We start from the raw sequence: 17,095 nt of genomic DNA, 5'->3' as shown, positions 1-17,095 counted from the left end.
CTTGAAGGTAATGCCTGATGACCCGTTTTCTGCTCCTTGGGTGCCTGCTGTTGCTGAGCGCTTGCGCCAGCCGGGCACCGCTGCCCGAGCACCTGCCAAACCTGACGTTGCCCCTGCAAATGCACATCCAGCGCCTGGTGGCCGACCAACGTCAGGACTGGGTATTGGTGATCCAGCATGAAGACACGGGCCTTCGCTGGTCGATGATGGACTTGCTGGGCATTCCACAGGCGCGTCAGGTACTGATCGATGGCAAGTGGCAAGCCGACGGTCTGTTGCCGCCCAACCCGGAAGCCCGGGAGCTGTTCGCTGCATTGCTGTTTGCGCTGACCCCCAAAGATCAACTGGCGGGCAACTATCCCACCGCTTGGCAGCACGGCCGGCAACGTTCCCTGCCCAAGCGCTGGGATGTCAGTTATTCACAACCCATGAGCTTTGAATTGAACCTGCCCAAGGGGCCCCGGTATCAAGTCACGCCGCTGAGTGGGGAAACGCCATGACGGCTTATCTGAACGCCCTCGGTGTGATCTGCGCGTTGGGGCGTGGCAAACGCGAAGTCGCCGCCAATCTGTTTGCTGGCGATTGCTCAGGTCTGCGTACCGAAACCGGCTGGGTACCGGAGCGTGCCTTGCCAGTGGCGGCGGTGAGCGGCGAACTGGCACCAATCCCGGTTGAGCTGAAAAAGCAAAACACCCGCAACAACCAGTTGTTGCTGGAAGCCGCGCTGCAAATTCGCGAAGAGATTGACCAGGCGATCCAGACTTATGGCCGCGATCGTATCGGCGTGATTCTGGGCACCAGCACCTCGGGCATCGATGAGGCCAGCCGTGGGTTGGCCCATTACATCCGCGAACATGAATTCCCTGCCGAGTACGACTATCAGCAACAAGAGCTCGGCGCGCCGGCCAACTTCCTGGCTGACTGGCTGCAATTGAGTGGCCCGGCCTATGTGATTTCCACCGCGTGCACCTCCAGCGCACGGGCGCTGATGAGTGCCCAGCGCCTGCTCGATCTGGGCCTGTGCGACGCGGTGTTGTGCGGCGGCGTCGACAGCTTGTGCAAACTGACCCTCAACGGTTTTTCGGCCCTGGAAGCGGTGTCCGGGCAGCGCTGCAATCCGTTTTCGATCAACCGCAACGGCATCAACATCGGCGAAGCAGCCGTATTGTTTCTGATGAGCAAAACCGCCGGGGATGGCCAGGCCATTGCCTTGCTCGGCAGCGGCGCCAGTTCCGATGCGCACCATATCTCTGCGCCGGAACCGACCGGCCGGGGTGCCCTTCAAGCCATGAACAAAGCCCTGAACCGGGCCAACCTGCAACCGCAACAGATCCATTACCTGAACCTGCACGGCACCGCGACCCAACATAACGACGCGATGGAAAGCCTCGCCGTGACGGCGCTGTTCCCGCAAGGCGTGCCCTGCTCGTCGACCAAGCCGATGACCGGTCACACCCTCGGCGCTGCCGGCGCCCTGGAAGCCGCGTTCTGCTGGCTGAGCCTGAGCCTGGACAATCGCGACCACGCGCTGCCACCCCACATCTGGGACGCCCAGCCCGACCCGCGGCTGCCCGCCTTGCTCTGGGTGACCCCGGCCGATCGCCTGACGTCCATTGCACCTCGCTATTTGATGAGCAATTCCTTTGCCTTCGGTGGCAACAACGTCAGCCTGATTATCGGAGACGCACCATGATTGACTGGCCGCTCGCCGAGTTGCTACCGCACGCTGGCGACATGATCCTCATCGAGCAAATCCTGGCGTTCGATGAAGAGCAGATTCACACCCGCCTGACCGTCAGACCCGGCGGTCTGTTCAACAATTCCGATGGCAGCCTGCCGGCGTGGGTCGGAATTGAAATAATGGCCCAGAGCGTCGCCGCCTTTGCCGGTTGTCGTGCGCGCCAGCGCGGTGATGCGGTGGAGTTGGGCTTTCTGCTCGGCAGCCGTAAATTCGAATGCAACGTCGAGCAGTTCCCGGCCGGCACCGAACTGACCATCCACGGTATTCGCTCGCTGGAAGACGACAATGGCATGGGCGTGTTCGAATGCCATATCAACGCCCCCGGCATCCACGCCAGCGCTCGCCTGAACGTATATCGTCCGCCTCAGGCCGCTCAATATCTTCATGAACCCGAAGGAGTCCAGGCATGACTGAATCCGTACTGGTCACCGGTTCCAGCCGTGGCATCGGCCGCGCCATCGCCTTGCGTCTGGCCCAGGCCGGGCATGACATCGTGCTGCATTGCCGCAGCGGTCTGGCGGACGCCATCGCCGTGAAAGGTGAAATCGAAGCCTTGGGCCGCAACGCGCGCGTCCTGCAATTCGATGTATCCGACCGCGCCAGCTGCAAAGCCATTCTCGAAGCCGACGTAGAAGCCCACGGTGCCTATTACGGCGTGGTGCTCAACGCCGGCCTGACGCGTGACGGTGCTTTTCCGGCGCTGAGCGAGGATGATTGGGATGTGGTGATGCGCACCAACCTCGACGGTTTTTACAACGTGCTACACCCGGTGATGATGCCGATGATCCGTCGTCGCGCCGCCGGGCGAATTGTCTGCATCACCTCGGTTTCCGGCTTGATCGGTAACCGCGGCCAGGTCAACTACAGCGCCTCCAAGGCCGGTCTGATCGGCGCGGCCAAGGCGCTGGCGATCGAATTGGGCAAGCGCAAAATCACCGTCAACTGTGTCGCGCCCGGCCTGATCGACACCGCCATGCTCGATGAAAACGTGCCCGTGGAAGAACTGATGAAAATGATCCCAGCACAACGCATGGGCACCCCTGAAGAGGTGGCCGGCGCGGTGAATTTCCTGATGTCGGCGGAAGCGTCGTACATCACCCGGCAGGTTCTGGCCGTCAATGGAGGCCTGTGCTGATGAAGCGCGTTGTCGTCACCGGCATGGCCGGCATTACCTCGTTGGGCAACGACTGGGAAACCATCGCCGGCCACTTCGCCGCTAACCACAGCGGCATTCGCCGCATGGACGAGTGGGATCGTTTCACCGAACTCAACACGCGCCTGGCCGCCCCCATCGATGACTTCAAGGTCCCGAGCCACTGGACCCGCAAGCAACTGCGCAGCATGGGCCGGGTGTCGCGGCTGGCTGTGGGCGCTGCTGAACAAGCGCTGGCCGATGCCGGACTGCTTGGCGACGAGTCGATCAAGGACGGACGCATGGGCGTCGCATGCGGCTCATCCACCGGCAGCACCGACGAGATCAAGGCGTTCGGCAACATGCTGCTCAATTCAGTGGCTGAAGGCCTGAACGCCAATTCCTACGTGCGGATGATGCCGCACACCACGGCCGCGAACATCAGCATCTTCTTCGGCCTCACCGGTCGGTTGATCCCGACATCCAGCGCCTGCACCAGCGGCAGCCAGGGCATCGGTTACGCCTACGAGTCGATCAAGTTCGGCCGCCTGCCACTGATGCTCGCTGGCGGCGCTGAAGAGCTGTGCCCGACCGAAGCCATGGTCTTCGACGCGCTCTACGCCACCAGCCTGAAAAACGACGCCCCGCACACCAGCCCACGCCCTTATGACAAGGGCCGCGACGGCCTGGTGATCGGCGAAGGCGGCGGCATGCTGGTGCTGGAAGAGCTGGAACACGCCCTGGCTCGCGGTGCGCGTATCCACGCCGAACTCGTCGGCTTCGGCAGCAACGCCGACGGCCAGCACACCACGCGTCCGGAGCTGCTCACCATGCGCCGAGCCATGGAACTCGCCCTGGAAGACGCCGGGCTTCAGCCTTCAGACATCGGCTACGTGAATGGCCACGGCACCGCGACAGAACAAGGCGACATTGCCGAAACATTGGCAACCAGCGCGTTGTTCGGCGAACACATGCCAATCAGTTCGCAGAAAAGTTTTCTCGGCCACACGCTGGGTGCCTGCGGTGCGCTGGAGTCGTGGTTCAGCATCGAAATGATGAACCGCGATTTGTATGCACACACCTTGAACCTCGACGAGGTTGACCCGCATTGCGGCAAGCTGGATTACTTGCGCGGCGAGTTTCGGCAGATGAGTAATGAATACGTGATGAACAACAACTTTGCTTTTGGTGGGGTGAATACTTCGCTGATTTTTCGGCGGTGGTCATAAGCAACGAACAGACACAAACGGAAGGTGGAGTACTCCATTTCGGAAACGTCCCACAACCAGAATTGAGGCTTTTGCGCTAGGTTCAATGCCCCGTGATATGTCGGGGCATCACAAGGACGAACGAACCATGACTAAAAAGGCCGTTATCGTTTTCAGCGGTGGGCAGGACTCCACCACTTGCTTGATCCATGCGTTGCCGCTCTACGATGAAATCCACTGCATTACGTTCGACTATGGCCAGCGCCACCGTGCGGAAATCGAGGTCGCGCTGCAGCTGTCGAGAAAACTTGGCGTAACCGCGCACAAGGTACTGGACACTACGATGTTGAATGAACTGGCAATCAGTAGTTTGACGCGTGACAACATCCCAGTACCTGGTGTGAGTAGTTCTGGAAATAGTCTGCCAAGTACTTTCGTACCGGGTAGAAATATTCTGTTTTTAACCTTGGCCTCTATTTATGCCTATCAAATTCGCGCCGAGGCTGTCATCACAGGTGTTTGCGAGACGGATTTCTCTGGCTACCCGGATTGCCGTGATGAGTTTGTCAGGGCTTTGCACAAAGCCATTGAACTGGGCATGGACTACAGGTTGCGGATTGAAACGCCACTCATGTGGTTGAACAAGGCAGAAACATGGGCTCTTGCCGAGCAGCATGGAAAGCTTGAATTGATTCAGCATCAGACACTGACTTGCTACAACGGAATAATTGGCACTGGATGCGCGAATTGCGACGCGTGCAATCTTCGAGCGAAAGGGCTGAATGAGTTTTTGGAGAACAAGTCAGCAGTTATGAAAAGCTTGGAAAACAAGGGAAAACCTAAACTGTAAAACAGCAGGGGAAGTCAAGCCACTTCCCCTTTTTATATGTCTTAGCTGCTAACCACGCACCTTTTAAACAGGGGCCCGGCTCCAATTTTCTGCTTTTTCTTTCTTGTACATTTAACAGCCACCATTTGTTTACAATCACAAAGAGCCGCATCAGAGTTGAATACCTGTAGTCATGCTTTACTCGAAATCCGTCCTCCACATCCTAGCTGCTGTACAAATGGCAACACCGCAAACAAGATAAACACTCGTTAGATAATGTTTCGCAGTCAAAAAATCTGCAGGACTATCGACAAACTAAATAATTTTCTTACAGAAACAAAGAAGACCGAATGCGTATGATCGGCGTATTCCACACAACCAAAGTCACAAGCTTTCAACAGTGTCTTTTGCGAAAAGGCATGAGCACCCCAAAAGAATCATTTAATTAAGCAAATGTTTAATAGTTTGATTAACTAATTGAAATTTATAACAAACAGCTTTACCGGCTAGAAAACTTAAGTACAGTGACCAACCAGTTCCATTTTATAAAAATTGAATTAGCACTTTCTTAACTCTTGCAGGGAGCATCATCATGAAAAAAAACAAACCTACCTCCCAGGAATCGGCAGACCTTTCATCCGACGATTTATCCAAACTCTCCGAAACCACCGAGCGCACCGTCAGCGCGCGCCTGCGTAATCCAAACCGCCCCGACCCTGTCAGCCATGTGTTCAGCATCAACCCGAACGTCGATACGGAGTCCTTGCTCTGTCACGCCACTGAAACCCTCGCCTCGCTAAATGTGATGACCACCGACCTCGCCTGCGAGCTCGAAGGCTCGCGCCGCAACGAGGCATTGGCCATTCAGCAACTGGTCGTGCTGGCCGAGCTGATGGTCAACCGGGCCCTGGACATTCTTGACCCTCCCTGTGGGTTGTCTATGGCTCCATCCAGCAGTCACCAATAAGTAATCACGCTCTCTTACGCAATGGAGGTTTTTTGTCATGGATAGATACATGCCTATCACCGGCATCGATTGCACCATCGCATCGTTGGTGATCGACACCGAAGCACCACTGGATGTATTGCACGAAACGGCGGCCTACCGCATCCGCACTGCGACCCAGCTGCTTGAAAGTTTCGCGTTTGGCGAGGGCGTTCACAGTGAGCTAGCGCGGGTGTTGGTGACGTCATTGCGCGATGGTTGTGATTTGCTGGATGTCGTCGGGCGACGATTGCAGGGGCAGGTTTCGGCGCAGCAAAGCAAATCAAGACAAGCGCCTGCTGCGTCGTAACGGCGTCAGTGGTGTGGACACCAGCGCTTCCAACAAGTGTGAAGACGGCCCCGCGCTTAGCGCAGAGGCCGTTCAAACGCTTACCGAGCTTGAATCAACTTGCTTTCAGCAACGCCTGCGCGACCGGTCTGGTCGTCGATAACTTGCAGGCTACTTCGCGTCTTGATGAGGGGATAGGGGGTTGACTGAACCGGCTCACGCTAGAACGACAAAGGGCGCCTTTCGGCGCCCCTTCACAAACAGGTCGGCTTGTCATCGCCCTGTACCTGCCTGGCTCTGCGACGGCTGGTTACCCAGGATCCTCAGAGTCTCACAAGCCCCTTTCGGGAACGGGGGGAGTATCGCTCAAAACATTCAGTTCAGGTACTGGCATGTAGCTTCAATCCTAAAGCTTTCACGACTTTGAGGATCGTGCCGAACTCTGGATTCCCTTCCCCTGACAGTGCACGGTAAAGGCTTTCCCGAGAGAGTCCTGCATCCCGGGCGACTTGGGTCATGCCGCGAGCCCGCGCAATGGTTCCGAGTGCTTTGGCAATAAACGCTGGGTCATCTCCCGCTTCTTCCATGCACGCGTCAAGGTAATTAGCCATGTCCTCTTCGGTCTTGAGGTACTCGGCAGAGTCCCAGCGAGTGAATTGTTCGGTCATGGGTTTTGCTCCTGCCAGGCTCTTGCAATTAGCCTGGCTTGTTTGATGTCACGTGTTTGGCTGCTTTTGTCACCTGCGAATCATTCGGCGAGTGTAGCTCTTGAGCTACATCTGATCACCTAAGAATTCTGATCAGTCGATATTCAATCACGCCTTCAACGGCTCAACCTTGCGCGTCAACAACTCAACAAACGCCTTTGCCATCGGCGATTTCTGATCCTTGCGCTGCACCAGCCACACCGCCGACACCGCCGCGGGGTCCAGCAACGGTCGATACACCACACCGTCAATGCGCATCCGCTGATACGACGCTGGAAGCACCGATACTCCCAACCCCGCTGCAACCAACCCGATAATGGTCATCGCCTCGCCCGCCTCTTGCGCAAAGTGCGGACTGAAACCGGCATCGCGGGCCAGGCTGAGCAATTGTGCGTAGAGACCGCTGCCGTAGCTGCGTGGGAAAAACACGAAAGGCTCGAGTGCCAGTGCCGACAGAAACAGTCCGTCTTCGCTGTCATTAACCAGCGGATGCTTGGAGCTGAGCACCGCCACCAGTGGCTCGCGCATCAGCTCCACGACACTGAGGGAATCCGGTAACACCAACGGTCGCATGATGCCGACCTCTATCGACTCGTCGACCAATGCATCGGCGACCTGGGTGCTGCTCATCTCCCGCAGGTTCAGGTGTACCGCCGGGAAGCGCTGGCGGAAGGAAAATATCGCTTGGGGAATGGTCGAGTTGAACGGTGCCGATGAGGTGAAGCCGATCTTCAATTCGCCCAACTCTCCAAGCTGTGCACGCCGCGCCACATCGGCGGCTTTGTCGACCTGCGCCAGCGCCAATCGCGCCTCTTGCAGAAACAATCGACCGGCTTCGCTGAGTTCGACCCGACGATTGGTTCGCTCGAACAAGCGTGCGCCAACCTCGGCTTCCAGTGCCTGAATCTGCTGGCTCAGCGGCGGCTGTGAGATGCCCAGCACCTGAGCGGCACGGCCGAAGTGCAGTTCTTCGGCGACGGCGATGAAGTAGCGCAGATGACGCAATTCCATGAAAACCCCATTAGGTCGTAAAAGCTCTCAAACAGGTCGAACAATATATTGGATTGAATCATTAGGCAGCTATATGCTTTTTTCATTGCCTGACCGGCTGCGTTCTCCGAGGTCTAACGTGAAAACTGCTGTTGCCCCTCTTGCCCACGAAGTTCCGCCCGCTGCGGCGGACGAAGTCGTCGCCGAGCTGAAAGAGATTTACATCGAAAAAGGCACGCCGATGTTCATGCGCACAGTGCTGGCGCTGTTCTCCGGCGGCTTCGCAACCTTCGCGTTGCTCTACTGCGTGCAACCGATGATGCCGCTGCTGTCTCACGAATACTCGATCAACGCGGCGCAGAGCAGCCTGATCCTGTCGGTCGCGACCGGCATGCTTGCCATTGGCCTGCTGATCACCGGCCCGATCTCCGACCGTGTCGGACGCAAACCCGTCATGGTCGCCGCGTTGTTCGCCGCCGCGCTGTGCACCATGGCCAGCGCGATGATGCCGAGCTGGCAAGGCGTGCTGGTGATGCGCGCACTGATCGGGTTGTCGTTGAGCGGCCTGGCGGCGGTTGCCATGACTTACCTGAGCGAAGAGATCCACCCGCAGCACATCGGCCTGGCCATGGGTTTATACATCGGCGGCAACGCGATTGGCGGGATGTCCGGACGTTTGATCACCGGCGTGCTGATCGACTTCGTCAGTTGGCACACGGCGATGCTGGTGATTGGTGGCCTGGCGCTGATCGCGGCGGCGGTGTTCTGGAAAATCCTTCCCGAGTCGCGCAACTTCCGCGCCCGCTCGCTGCACCCGCGCAGCTTGATTGATGGCTTCACCATGCACTTTCGCGATGCCGGTTTACCGTTGTTGTTCCTTGAAGCCTTTGTGCTGATGGGCGCGTTCGTCACGCTGTTCAACTACATCGGCTACCGACTGCTGGCCGAGCCTTATCACATGGAGCAAGCCTTCGTCGGACTGCTGTCGGTGGTGTATCTGTCGGGGATCTACAGCTCGGCGAAAATCGGTTCGCTGGCTGACAAGCTGGGACGCCGCAAAGTGCTCTGGTCGACCATCGTGCTGATGCTCGCCGGCCTTGCCCTGACCATGTTCACGCCGCTGCCGGTGGTGATCATCGGCATGCTGATCTTTACTTTTGGCTTCTTTGCCGCGCATTCCGTGGCGAGCAGCTGGATTGGCCGTCGGGCGATCAAGGCCAAGGGGCAGGCGTCATCGCTGTATCTGTTCAGCTATTACGCCGGGTCGAGCATTGCCGGGACGGCGGGTGGGGTGTTCTGGCACTTGGGCGGGTGGAACGGGATTGGGGTGTTCATTGGTGCGTTGCTGGTGATTGCGTTGCTGGTGGCGTTGAAGCTGGCGAAATTGCCGCCGTTGGAAAATCTGAAGGCCTGATTTAGGTCCACCACAAAACAACTGTGGGAGCGAGCCTGCTCGCGAAGGGGCCGGTACATCCAACATTGATGCTGGCTGACCCACCGCCATCGCGGGCAAGCCCGCTCCCACAATGACCGAGTACTACCTGAAATCTCATACAAAAACGCCCGGCATAAGCCGGGCGTTTTTTATTGGGCAGCGATCACTCGTGATACTGCGCCGACAGTTCATGCACCGCGCTCAGGAACGCACCCGCATGTTCCGGGTCAACTTCCGGCGTGATGCCATGGCCGAGGTTGAACACGTGGCCGCTGCCCTTGCCGTAGCTGGCGAGGATGCGGCCGACTTCGGTGCGAATGGCTTCTGGCTTGGCGTACAGCACCGTCGGGTCCATGTTGCCTTGCAGCGCGACTTTGCTACCGACCCGATCACGGGCGCTGCCGATGTCGCAGGTCCAGTCCAGGCCCAGTGCATCAGCGCCGGCGTCGGCGATGCTTTCCAGCCACAGGCCGCCGTTTTTGGTGAACAGGATGACTGGCACTTTGCGGCCTTCATGTTCGCGAATCAGGCCGCTGACGATTTTGCGCATGTAAGCCAGGGAGAATTCCTGGTACGCCGCCGCCGAGAGGCTGCCGCCCCAGCTGTCGAAGATCTGCACCGCTTGCGCGCCGGCCATGATCTGGCCGTTGAGGTAGCTGGTGACCGTCTGCGCGAGCTTGTCCAGCAGCAGGTGCAACGCTTGCGGGTTGTCGTAGAGCATGGTTTTGGTCTTGCGGTAGTCTTTCGACGAGCCGCCTTCGACCATGTAAGTGGCCAGGGTCCATGGGCTGCCGGCGAAGCCGATCAGCGGTACGCGGCCATTCAGTTCACGGCGGATGGTGCTGACCGCGTCCATGACGTAGCCGAGGTCTTTGTGCGGATCAGGAATCGGCAGGGCTTCGATGTCGGCCATGGTGCTGACGACTTTCTTGAAGCGCGGACCTTCACCGGTTTCGAAGTACAGGCCTTGGCCCATGGCATCCGGGATGGTCAGGATGTCGGAGAACAGGATCGCAGCATCCAGTTGTGGATAGCGGTCGAGCGGCTGCATCGTGACTTCGCAAGCGAACGCCGGGTTCATGCACAGGCTCATGAAGTCGCCGGCCTTGGCACGGCTGGCGCGGTATTCAGGCAGATAGCGACCGGCCTGACGCATCATCCACACAGGGGTGACGTCTACGGGTTGCTTGAGCAGGGCGCGAAGGAAACGGTCGTTCTTCAGGGCAGTCATGTCGGCATCCGGAAAAAAAGTGCGGGTATTTTCTCAGAGCGCGACGCAAAAGGCACGGATAGAGCCAAGCCTTTTGTCTATCGGGTCAATTTGTCGCGGGTGACAGGCCACACAACCTTCTGTAGGAGCCGGCTTGCTGGCGATTCAGACGACGCGGTTTATCAGGAAAACCGCGTTATCGTTCATCGCCAGCAAGCCGGCTCCTACAGGGTCACGCGCTGATCAGACGCCCAGGTAATCCAGGATCCCTTCAGCCGCATTGCGGCCTTCGAAGATCGCCGTCACCACCAGGTCAGAACCGCGAACCATGTCGCCACCGGCGAAGATTTTCGGGTTGCTGGTCTGGTGCTTGTATTTACCTTGCTCCGGGGCCACAACGCGGCCCTGGCTGTCGGTCTGGATGTCAAACTGTTCGAACCACGGCGCCGGGCTTGGGCGGAAACCAAACGCGATGACCACGGCGTCGGCCGGGATGATCTCTTCGGAGCCCGGGATCGGCTCAGGGCTGCGACGGCCACGGGCGTCCGGTGCGCCGAGACGGGTCTCGACCACTTTCACGCCTTCGACGCGGTCTTCACCAACGATAGCGATTGGCTGACGGTTGTAGAGGAATTTCACCCCTTCTTCCTTGGCGTTCTTCACTTCTTTGCGCGAGCCCGGCATGTTCGCTTCGTCACGACGGTACGCACAGGTCACCGACTTGGCGCCCTGACGGATCGAAGTGCGATTGCAGTCCATCGCCGTGTCGCCACCGCCCAGCACCACGACCTTCTTGCCTTTCATGTCGACGAAATCTTCCGGCGACTTTTCAAAGCCCAGGTTGCGGTTGACGTTGGCGATCAAGAAGTCGAGTGCGTCATGCACGCCCGGCAGGTCCTCACCGGCAAAGCCGCCCTTCATGTAGGTGTAGGTGCCCATGCCCATGAACACGGCATCGTATTCTTCGAGCAGTTGCTCGACGGTCACGTCCTTGCCCACTTCGGTGTTCAGGCGGAACTCGATGCCCATGCCGGTAAAGACTTCGCGACGATTGCTCAGCACAGTCTTTTCCAGCTTGAACTCGGGGATGCCGAAGGTCAGCAAACCACCGATTTCCGGGTTCTTGTCGAACACCACCGGGGTTACGCCGCCACGTACCAGCACGTCGGCACAGCCCAGACCGGCCGGGCCGGCGCCGATGATCGCGACACGTTTGCCGGTCGGCTTGACCTTGGACATGTCCGGGCGCCAGCCCATGGCGAACGCGGTGTCGGTGATGTACTTCTCGACCGAACCGATGGTCACCGCGCCGAAGCCATCGTTGAGGGTGCAAGCACCCTCGCACAGACGATCCTGCGGGCACACCCGGCCGCAGACTTCCGGCAGGGTGTTGGTCTGGTGCGACAGCTCGGCGGCCTGGAGGATGTTGCCCTCGGCCACCAGTTTCAGCCAGTTGGGAATGAAGTTGTGCACCGGGCACTTCCATTCGCAATACGGGTTACCGCAACCCAGGCAGCGGTGGGCCTGATCGGCCGAATGCTGGGGTTTGAAGGGTTCGTAGATTTCCACGAACTCTTTCTTGCGTTGACGCAACAGTTTCTTCTTCGGATCTTTGCGCCCGACATCGATGAACTGGAAGTCGTTATTCAGACGTTCAGCCATTGTTAAAACCTCATCAAACTCTTCAGGCGCATATCACTGCGGGTTGGCACGGGTGCTGGAAAGCAACGATTTCAGGTTGGCAGCCTTGGGCTTGACCAGCCAGAAACGACGCAGGTAGTCGTCGAGGTTTTCAGCGAGGTTACGACCCCATTCGCTGTCGGTTTCCTCGACGTATTCGTTCAGCACGCGTTGCAGGTGGCTGCGATAGGCTTCCATCGCTTCACCGCTGATCCGCTGGATTTCCACCAGTTCGTGGTTGACCCGGTCAACGAAGGAATTGTCCTGGTCGAGCACGTAGGCGAAACCGCCGGTCATGCCTGAGCCGAAGTTGTAACCGGTCTTGCCCAGGACGCAGACGAAACCACCGGTCATGTACTCGCAGCAGTGATCGCCAGTGCCTTCCACAACCGTGTGAGCACCGGAGTTACGCACGGCAAAACGCTCGCCCGCGGTACCAGCGGCGAACAGCTTGCCGCCCGTGGCGCCGTACAAGCAGGTGTTGCCGATGATGGCACTGTCCTGAGTCTTGTAGACACTGCCCTTCGGCGGAACGATGACCAGCTTGCCGCCGGTCATGCCTTTGCCAACGTAGTCGTTGGCGTCGCCTTCCAGGTACATGTTCAGCCCGCCGGCGTTCCACACACCGAAGCTCTGACCGGCCGTCCCTTTGAAGCGGAAGGTGATCGGTGCGTTCGCCATGCCTTGGTTGCCGTGCTTGCGAGCGATTTCACCGGAGATCCGTGCGCCAATGGAACGGTCGCAGTTGCAGATGTCCAGGGCGAAGTCAGCGCCGCTCATGTCGTTGATGGCCGAAGTGGCCAAGTCGACCATTTTCTCGGCCAGCAGGCCTTTGTCGAACGGCGGGTTGCGCTCCACCTGGCAGAATTGAGGCTTGTCTGCCGGGATGTGATCGCTGCCGAGCAACGGGGTCAGGTCCAGGTGTTGTTGCTTGGCGGTCTGGCCTTCGAGGACTTCCAGCAGATCGGTACGACCGATCAGCTCTTCGAGGGAGCGCACGCCCAGCTTGGCCAGCCACTCACGGGTTTCTTCGGCGACGTAGGTGAAGAAATTCACCACCATGTCGACGGTGCCGATGTAGTGATCCTTGCGCAGCTTCTCGTTCTGAGTCGCGACGCCGGTGGCGCAGTTGTTCAGGTGGCAAATTCGCAGGTATTTGCAGCCCAGAGCGATCATTGGCGCGGTGCCGAAGCCGAAGCTTTCAGCGCCGAGAATGGCCGCTTTGATCACGTCGAGGCCGGTTTTCAGGCCACCGTCGGTCTGCACCCGGACTTTGCCGCGCAGGTCGTTGCCGCGCAGGGTCTGGTGGGTTTCAGCCAAGCCGAGTTCCCACGGAGCGCCCGCGTATTTGATCGAGGTCAGCGGCGATGCGCCGGTGCCGCCGTCGTAGCCGGAGATGGTGATCAAGTCCGCATAGGCCTTGGCCACACCGGCGGCGATGGTGCCGACGCCCGCTTCTGCAACCAGCTTCACCGAAACCAGCGCCTTCGGGTTGACTTGTTTCAGGTCGAAAATCAGCTGCGACAAGTCTTCAATCGAGTAGATGTCGTGGTGCGGCGGTGGTGAAATCAGGGTCACGCCCGGCACTGCGTAACGCAGCTTGGCGATCAAACCGTTGACCTTGCCACCTGGCAGCTGACCACCTTCGCCGGGCTTGGCGCCCTGAGCGACCTTGATCTGCAGCACTTCAGCGTTGACCAGGTATTCCGGGGTCACACCGAAGCGGCCAGTAGCAACCTGCTTGATTTTCGAGCTCTTGATGGTGCCATAACGCGCCGGGTCTTCGCCGCCTTCGCCGGAGTTGGAACGCGCGCCGAGGCGGTTCATGGCTTCGGCCAGGGCTTCGTGAGCTTCCGGTGACAGGGCGCCCAGCGAGATACCTGCGGAGTCGAAGCGCTTGAGCACCGATTCCAGCGGTTCGATCTCGCTCATGTCCAGCGGCGTGTCGAGGGTTTTGACGTTGAACATGTCGCGGATCATCGACACCGGACGGTTGTCCACCAGCGACGTGTATTCCTTGAACTTGCTGTAGTCGCCCTGCTGCACAGCGGCTTGCAGAGTGCTGACCACGTCCGGGTTGTACGCATGATATTCGCCACCGTGGACGAACTTCAGCAGGCCGCCTTGCTGGATCGGCTTGCGCGGACTCCAGGCTTCGGCAGCCAGCGCTTTTTGCTCGGCTTCGATGTCGACGAAACGCGCGCCCTTGATGCGGCTTGGCACACCACGGAAGCTCAGCTCGCAGACTTCTTCGGACAGGCCGATGGCTTCGAACAACTGCGCGCCGCGATACGACGTGATGGTCGAGATACCCATCTTCGACAGGATCTTCAGCAGGCCTTTGGTGATGCCTTTACGGTAGTTCTTGAACACCTCATAGAGGTCGCCCAACACTTCACCGGTACGGATCAGGTCGCCCAGCACTTCGTAGGCCAGGAACGGATACACCGCCGAGGCGCCAAAACCGATCAACACGGCAAAGTGGTGCGGATCGCGAGCGGTCGCGGTTTCCACGAGGATGTTGGAGTCGCAACGCAGGCCTTTTTCGGTCAGGCGGTGGTGCACCGCGCCGGTGGCGAGCGAAGCGTGGATCGGCAACTTGCCCGGGGCAATGTGACGGTCACTCAGCACAACCTGAGTACGACCGGCGCGCACGGCTTCTTCAGCCTGATCGGCAACGTTGCGGATCGCCGCTTCGAGGCCGACGCTTTCGTCGTAGTTCAGATCAATGATCGCGCGCTCAAAGCCCGGACGATCGAGGTTCATCAGCGAGCGCCACTTGGCCGGGGAGATGACCGGCGAGCTGAGGATCACGCGCGAGGCGTGTTCCGGCGACTCCTGGAAGATGTTGCGCTCGGCACCGAGGCAGATCTCCAGCGACATGACGATGGCTTCACGCAGCGGGTCGATCGGCGGGTTGGTGACCTGCGCGAACTGCTGACGGAAATAGTCGTACGGCGTACGCACGCGCTGGGACAGCACGGCCATCGGCGTATCGTCGCCCATCGAGCCCACGGCTTCGTAGCCCTGCTCGCCGAGCGGACGCAGCACCTGATCACGCTCTTCGAACGTGACCTGGTACATCTTCATGTATTGCTTGAGCTGATCGACGTCGTAAAACGCCGAACCATGGTCGTTGTCTTCCATGGTCGCCTGGATGCGCAGGGCATTCTTGCGCAGCCATTGCTTGTACGGATGGCGAGACTTCAGGCGGTTGTCGATCGCATCGGTGTCGAGGATCTGACCGGTTTCGGTGTCCACGGCAAAGATCTGGCCCGGGCCAACACGGCCCTTGGCGATCACGTCTTCAGGCTGGTAGTTCCAGACACCGATTTCCGAAGCCAGGGTGATGAAACCGTTCTTGGTGGTGACCCAACGCGCCGGACGCAGACCGTTACGGTCGAGCAGGCATACCGCGTAGCGACCGTCGGTCATTACCACGCCAGCCGGGCCGTCCCACGGCTCCATGTGCATCGAGTTGTACTCGTAGAACGCACGCAGATCCGGGTCCATGGTTTCGACGTTCTGCCACGCAGGCGGAATGATCATCCGCACGCCACGGAACAGGTCGATGCCACCGGTCACCATCAGTTCGAGCATGTTGTCCATGCTGGAGGAGTCGGAACCGACGCGGTTGACCAGCGGACCGAGTTCTTCCAGGTCCATCAAATCGTTGGTGAACTTGGTGCGACGGGCCACGGCCCAGTTGCGGTTACCGGTGATGGTGTTGATCTCGCCGTTGTGCGCCAGGAAGCGGAACGGTTGAGCCAGCGGCCATTTCGGCAGGGTGTTGGTGGAGAAACGCTGGTGGAACACGCAAATCGAAGTTTGCAGGCGCTCATCGCTCAGGTCTGGATAGAAGGCGGTCAAGTCCGCCGGCATCATCAGGCCTTTATAAATGATGGTCTTGTGCGAAAAGCTGCAGACGTAGTGGTCGACATCGGCGGCGTTGGCCACGGACGAGCGACGACGGGACGTGAACAGCTTGACGGCCATGTCCTGATCGCTCAGGCCTTCACCGCCGATGAACACTTGTTCGATCTGCGGCAGGCGCTCAAGGGCCAGACGGCCGAGGACGCTGGTGTCGATCGGCACTTTGCGCCAGCCGACGAGGGTCAGGCCGGCCGCCAGAATCTCGCGGTTCATGTTCTCGCGAGCGGCTTCGGCTTTCACCGGGTCCTGGTTGAAGAAGACCATGCCCACTGCGTATTGCTTGGGCAGTGCGACGCCGAAGGTTTCCTGGGCGATGGCTCGCAGGAACACATCCGGCTTTTGAATCAGCAAGCCACAACCGTCACCGGTCTTGCCGTCGGCGTTGATCCCACCGCGGTGGGTCATGCAGGTCAGGGCCTCAATGGCCGTTTGCAAAAGGGTATGACTGGGCTCGCCCTGCATATGGGCTATCAGGCCGAAACCGCAGTTATCCTTGAATTCATCTGGTTGGTACAGACCTGCTTTCATAGACACTTTCTCACCAGGCTGCCTCTTACCGAGGCAAATTTCTTTTCAATTCAACCACTTGCATTCCACGCCGAACGTACGCCGGCTTAGCGGGGGCAAAAGGGTGGTCATTGTACACAGCGACACAGAGGCTCACAAATTTGACGACGAAATGTCGCAAATTCATGTCGCATTTGTGAAAGGTTTAAAGCGATCTGCTGTGCTAGTCAAAACTTTTTTTAATTTTGACCGCAACGACTCAAAGACTACTGTAACGCAGACACCACAAGGCACGCGGTCGCAGGGACGGTTGGCGCTTGCTGGCGAACCGCGTTGCGCGCCAACGTGCGCGAGGCAAGGCGCGGGATGCTGCCAATGGTTGTCCCCTTGGCAAATCCCGCAACGCAGCCTCGCGCACGTTGGCACGCAACCCGAAGGGACGCGCCCCA

Annotated in this window: 14 protein-coding genes; 9 read left to right on the top strand and 5 right to left on the bottom strand. The window is 59.0% G+C overall.

The genetic code is table 11. The features are described from left to right. The first annotated feature begins 17 nt into the window (after positions 1-17). From ACWGZX_RS16590 to ACWGZX_RS16555, 8 genes are all read left to right on the top strand, one after another. The gene (locus ACWGZX_RS16590) at positions 18-500 is read left to right on the top strand and encodes a hypothetical protein (RefSeq protein ID WP_223519991.1); all 483 of its coding nucleotides are present in this window, start codon (positions 18-20) and stop codon (positions 498-500) included. Then, on the top strand, positions 497-1,693 hold the full coding sequence (locus ACWGZX_RS16585) for a beta-ketoacyl-[acyl-carrier-protein] synthase family protein (RefSeq protein WP_452624635.1): 1,197 nt from the start codon (positions 497-499) through the stop codon (positions 1,691-1,693). Before ACWGZX_RS16590 ends, ACWGZX_RS16585 begins: the two co-directional genes overlap by 4 nt. Next, entirely contained in the window at positions 1,690-2,151 is a 462-nt protein-coding gene (locus ACWGZX_RS16580; RefSeq protein WP_452624634.1) for a hotdog family protein, read from the top strand. The genes ACWGZX_RS16585 and ACWGZX_RS16580 overlap by 4 nt, the downstream gene beginning before the upstream one ends. Then, the gene (gene fabG, locus ACWGZX_RS16575) at positions 2,148-2,876 is read left to right on the top strand and encodes a 3-oxoacyl-ACP reductase FabG (protein WP_452624633.1); all 729 of its coding nucleotides are present in this window, start codon (positions 2,148-2,150) and stop codon (positions 2,874-2,876) included. Before ACWGZX_RS16580 ends, fabG begins: the two co-directional genes overlap by 4 nt. Continuing rightward, on the top strand, positions 2,876-4,102 hold the full coding sequence (locus tag ACWGZX_RS16570) for a beta-ketoacyl-ACP synthase (protein ID WP_452624632.1): 1,227 nt from the start codon (positions 2,876-2,878) through the stop codon (positions 4,100-4,102). The genes fabG and ACWGZX_RS16570 overlap by 1 nt, the downstream gene beginning before the upstream one ends. Positions 4,103-4,229: 127 nt before the next feature. Next, positions 4,230-4,931 (top strand): 7-cyano-7-deazaguanine synthase QueC, encoded by a 702-nt coding sequence (gene queC / locus ACWGZX_RS16565; RefSeq protein ID WP_452624631.1) that lies wholly within the window; start codon positions 4,230-4,232, stop codon positions 4,929-4,931. Positions 4,932-5,502: 571 nt separating this feature from the next. Further along, complete coding sequence (locus ACWGZX_RS16560; protein ID WP_452624630.1) at positions 5,503-5,877, top strand: DUF6124 family protein; 375 nt, start codon at positions 5,503-5,505, stop codon at positions 5,875-5,877. A 37-nt stretch (positions 5,878-5,914) separates the two neighbouring features. Continuing rightward, on the top strand, positions 5,915-6,205 hold the full coding sequence (locus ACWGZX_RS16555) for a hypothetical protein (protein ID WP_452624629.1): 291 nt from the start codon (positions 5,915-5,917) through the stop codon (positions 6,203-6,205). A 359-nt stretch (positions 6,206-6,564) separates the two neighbouring features. Here the strand turns inward: ACWGZX_RS16555 and ACWGZX_RS16550 are convergent, their stop codons facing one another. Then, the gene (locus tag ACWGZX_RS16550) at positions 6,565-6,852 is read right to left on the bottom strand and encodes an addiction module antidote protein (RefSeq protein ID WP_007943750.1); all 288 of its coding nucleotides are present in this window, start codon (positions 6,850-6,852) and stop codon (positions 6,565-6,567) included. Between the two features lie 147 nt (positions 6,853-6,999). Then, positions 7,000-7,902, bottom strand: a complete 903-nt coding sequence (locus ACWGZX_RS16545; RefSeq protein ID WP_452624628.1) for a LysR substrate-binding domain-containing protein — start codon at positions 7,900-7,902, stop codon at positions 7,000-7,002. Positions 7,903-8,020: 118 nt separating this feature from the next. On the opposite strand from ACWGZX_RS16545, the gene ACWGZX_RS16540 reads away from it, so the two are divergent. Next, a complete protein-coding gene (locus ACWGZX_RS16540) occupies positions 8,021-9,295 on the top strand; it encodes an MFS transporter (protein WP_452624627.1) in 1,275 nt (424 codons plus the stop codon). 184 nt (positions 9,296-9,479) lie between these two features. Here the strand turns inward: ACWGZX_RS16540 and hemE are convergent, their stop codons facing one another. From hemE to gltB, 3 genes are all read right to left on the bottom strand, one after another. Further along, positions 9,480-10,547 carry a uroporphyrinogen decarboxylase gene (gene hemE / locus ACWGZX_RS16535; protein ID WP_452624626.1) on the bottom strand — a complete coding sequence of 356 codons (1,068 nt, stop codon included), beginning with the start codon at positions 10,545-10,547 and terminating at the stop codon, positions 9,480-9,482. A gap of 222 nt (positions 10,548-10,769) precedes the next feature. Beyond that, positions 10,770-12,188, bottom strand: coding sequence for an FAD-dependent oxidoreductase (locus ACWGZX_RS16530; protein ID WP_223519965.1), 1,419 nt, complete (start codon positions 12,186-12,188; stop codon positions 10,770-10,772). Between the two features lie 33 nt (positions 12,189-12,221). Continuing rightward, entirely contained in the window at positions 12,222-16,667 is a 4,446-nt protein-coding gene (gltB, locus tag ACWGZX_RS16525; RefSeq protein WP_452624625.1) for a glutamate synthase large subunit, read from the bottom strand. Positions 16,668-17,095: the final 428 nt, after the last annotated feature.

The organism is Pseudomonas sp. CLCA07 (assembly GCF_053615335.1).
This window is presented reverse-complemented; position numbering and strand designations above follow the sequence as displayed.

Excerpts from the sequence above, each read along its gene's own strand:
- ACWGZX_RS16580 (WP_452624634.1), top strand. The coding sequence starts at position 1,690 with ATGATTGACTGGCCGCTCGCCGAGTTGCTACCGCACGCTGGCGACATG.
- ACWGZX_RS16530 (WP_223519965.1), bottom strand. The coding sequence starts at position 12,188 with ATGGCTGAACGTCTGAATAACGACTTCCAGTTCATCGATGTCGGGCGC.
- ACWGZX_RS16570 (WP_452624632.1), top strand. The coding sequence starts at position 2,876 with ATGAAGCGCGTTGTCGTCACCGGCATGGCCGGCATTACCTCGTTGGGC.
- ACWGZX_RS16545 (WP_452624628.1), bottom strand. The coding sequence starts at position 7,902 with ATGGAATTGCGTCATCTGCGCTACTTCATCGCCGTCGCCGAAGAACTG.
- gltB (WP_452624625.1), bottom strand. The coding sequence starts at position 16,667 with ATGAAAGCAGGTCTGTACCAACCAGATGAATTCAAGGATAACTGCGGT.
- ACWGZX_RS16560 (WP_452624630.1), top strand. The coding sequence starts at position 5,503 with ATGAAAAAAAACAAACCTACCTCCCAGGAATCGGCAGACCTTTCATCC.
- ACWGZX_RS16590 (WP_223519991.1), top strand. The coding sequence starts at position 18 with ATGACCCGTTTTCTGCTCCTTGGGTGCCTGCTGTTGCTGAGCGCTTGC.
- ACWGZX_RS16550 (WP_007943750.1), bottom strand. The coding sequence starts at position 6,852 with ATGACCGAACAATTCACTCGCTGGGACTCTGCCGAGTACCTCAAGACC.
- ACWGZX_RS16555 (WP_452624629.1), top strand. The coding sequence starts at position 5,915 with ATGGATAGATACATGCCTATCACCGGCATCGATTGCACCATCGCATCG.
- hemE (WP_452624626.1), bottom strand. The coding sequence starts at position 10,547 with ATGACTGCCCTGAAGAACGACCGTTTCCTTCGCGCCCTGCTCAAGCAA.
- ACWGZX_RS16585 (WP_452624635.1), top strand. The coding sequence starts at position 497 with ATGACGGCTTATCTGAACGCCCTCGGTGTGATCTGCGCGTTGGGGCGT.
- queC (WP_452624631.1), top strand. The coding sequence starts at position 4,230 with ATGACTAAAAAGGCCGTTATCGTTTTCAGCGGTGGGCAGGACTCCACC.
- fabG (WP_452624633.1), top strand. The coding sequence starts at position 2,148 with ATGACTGAATCCGTACTGGTCACCGGTTCCAGCCGTGGCATCGGCCGC.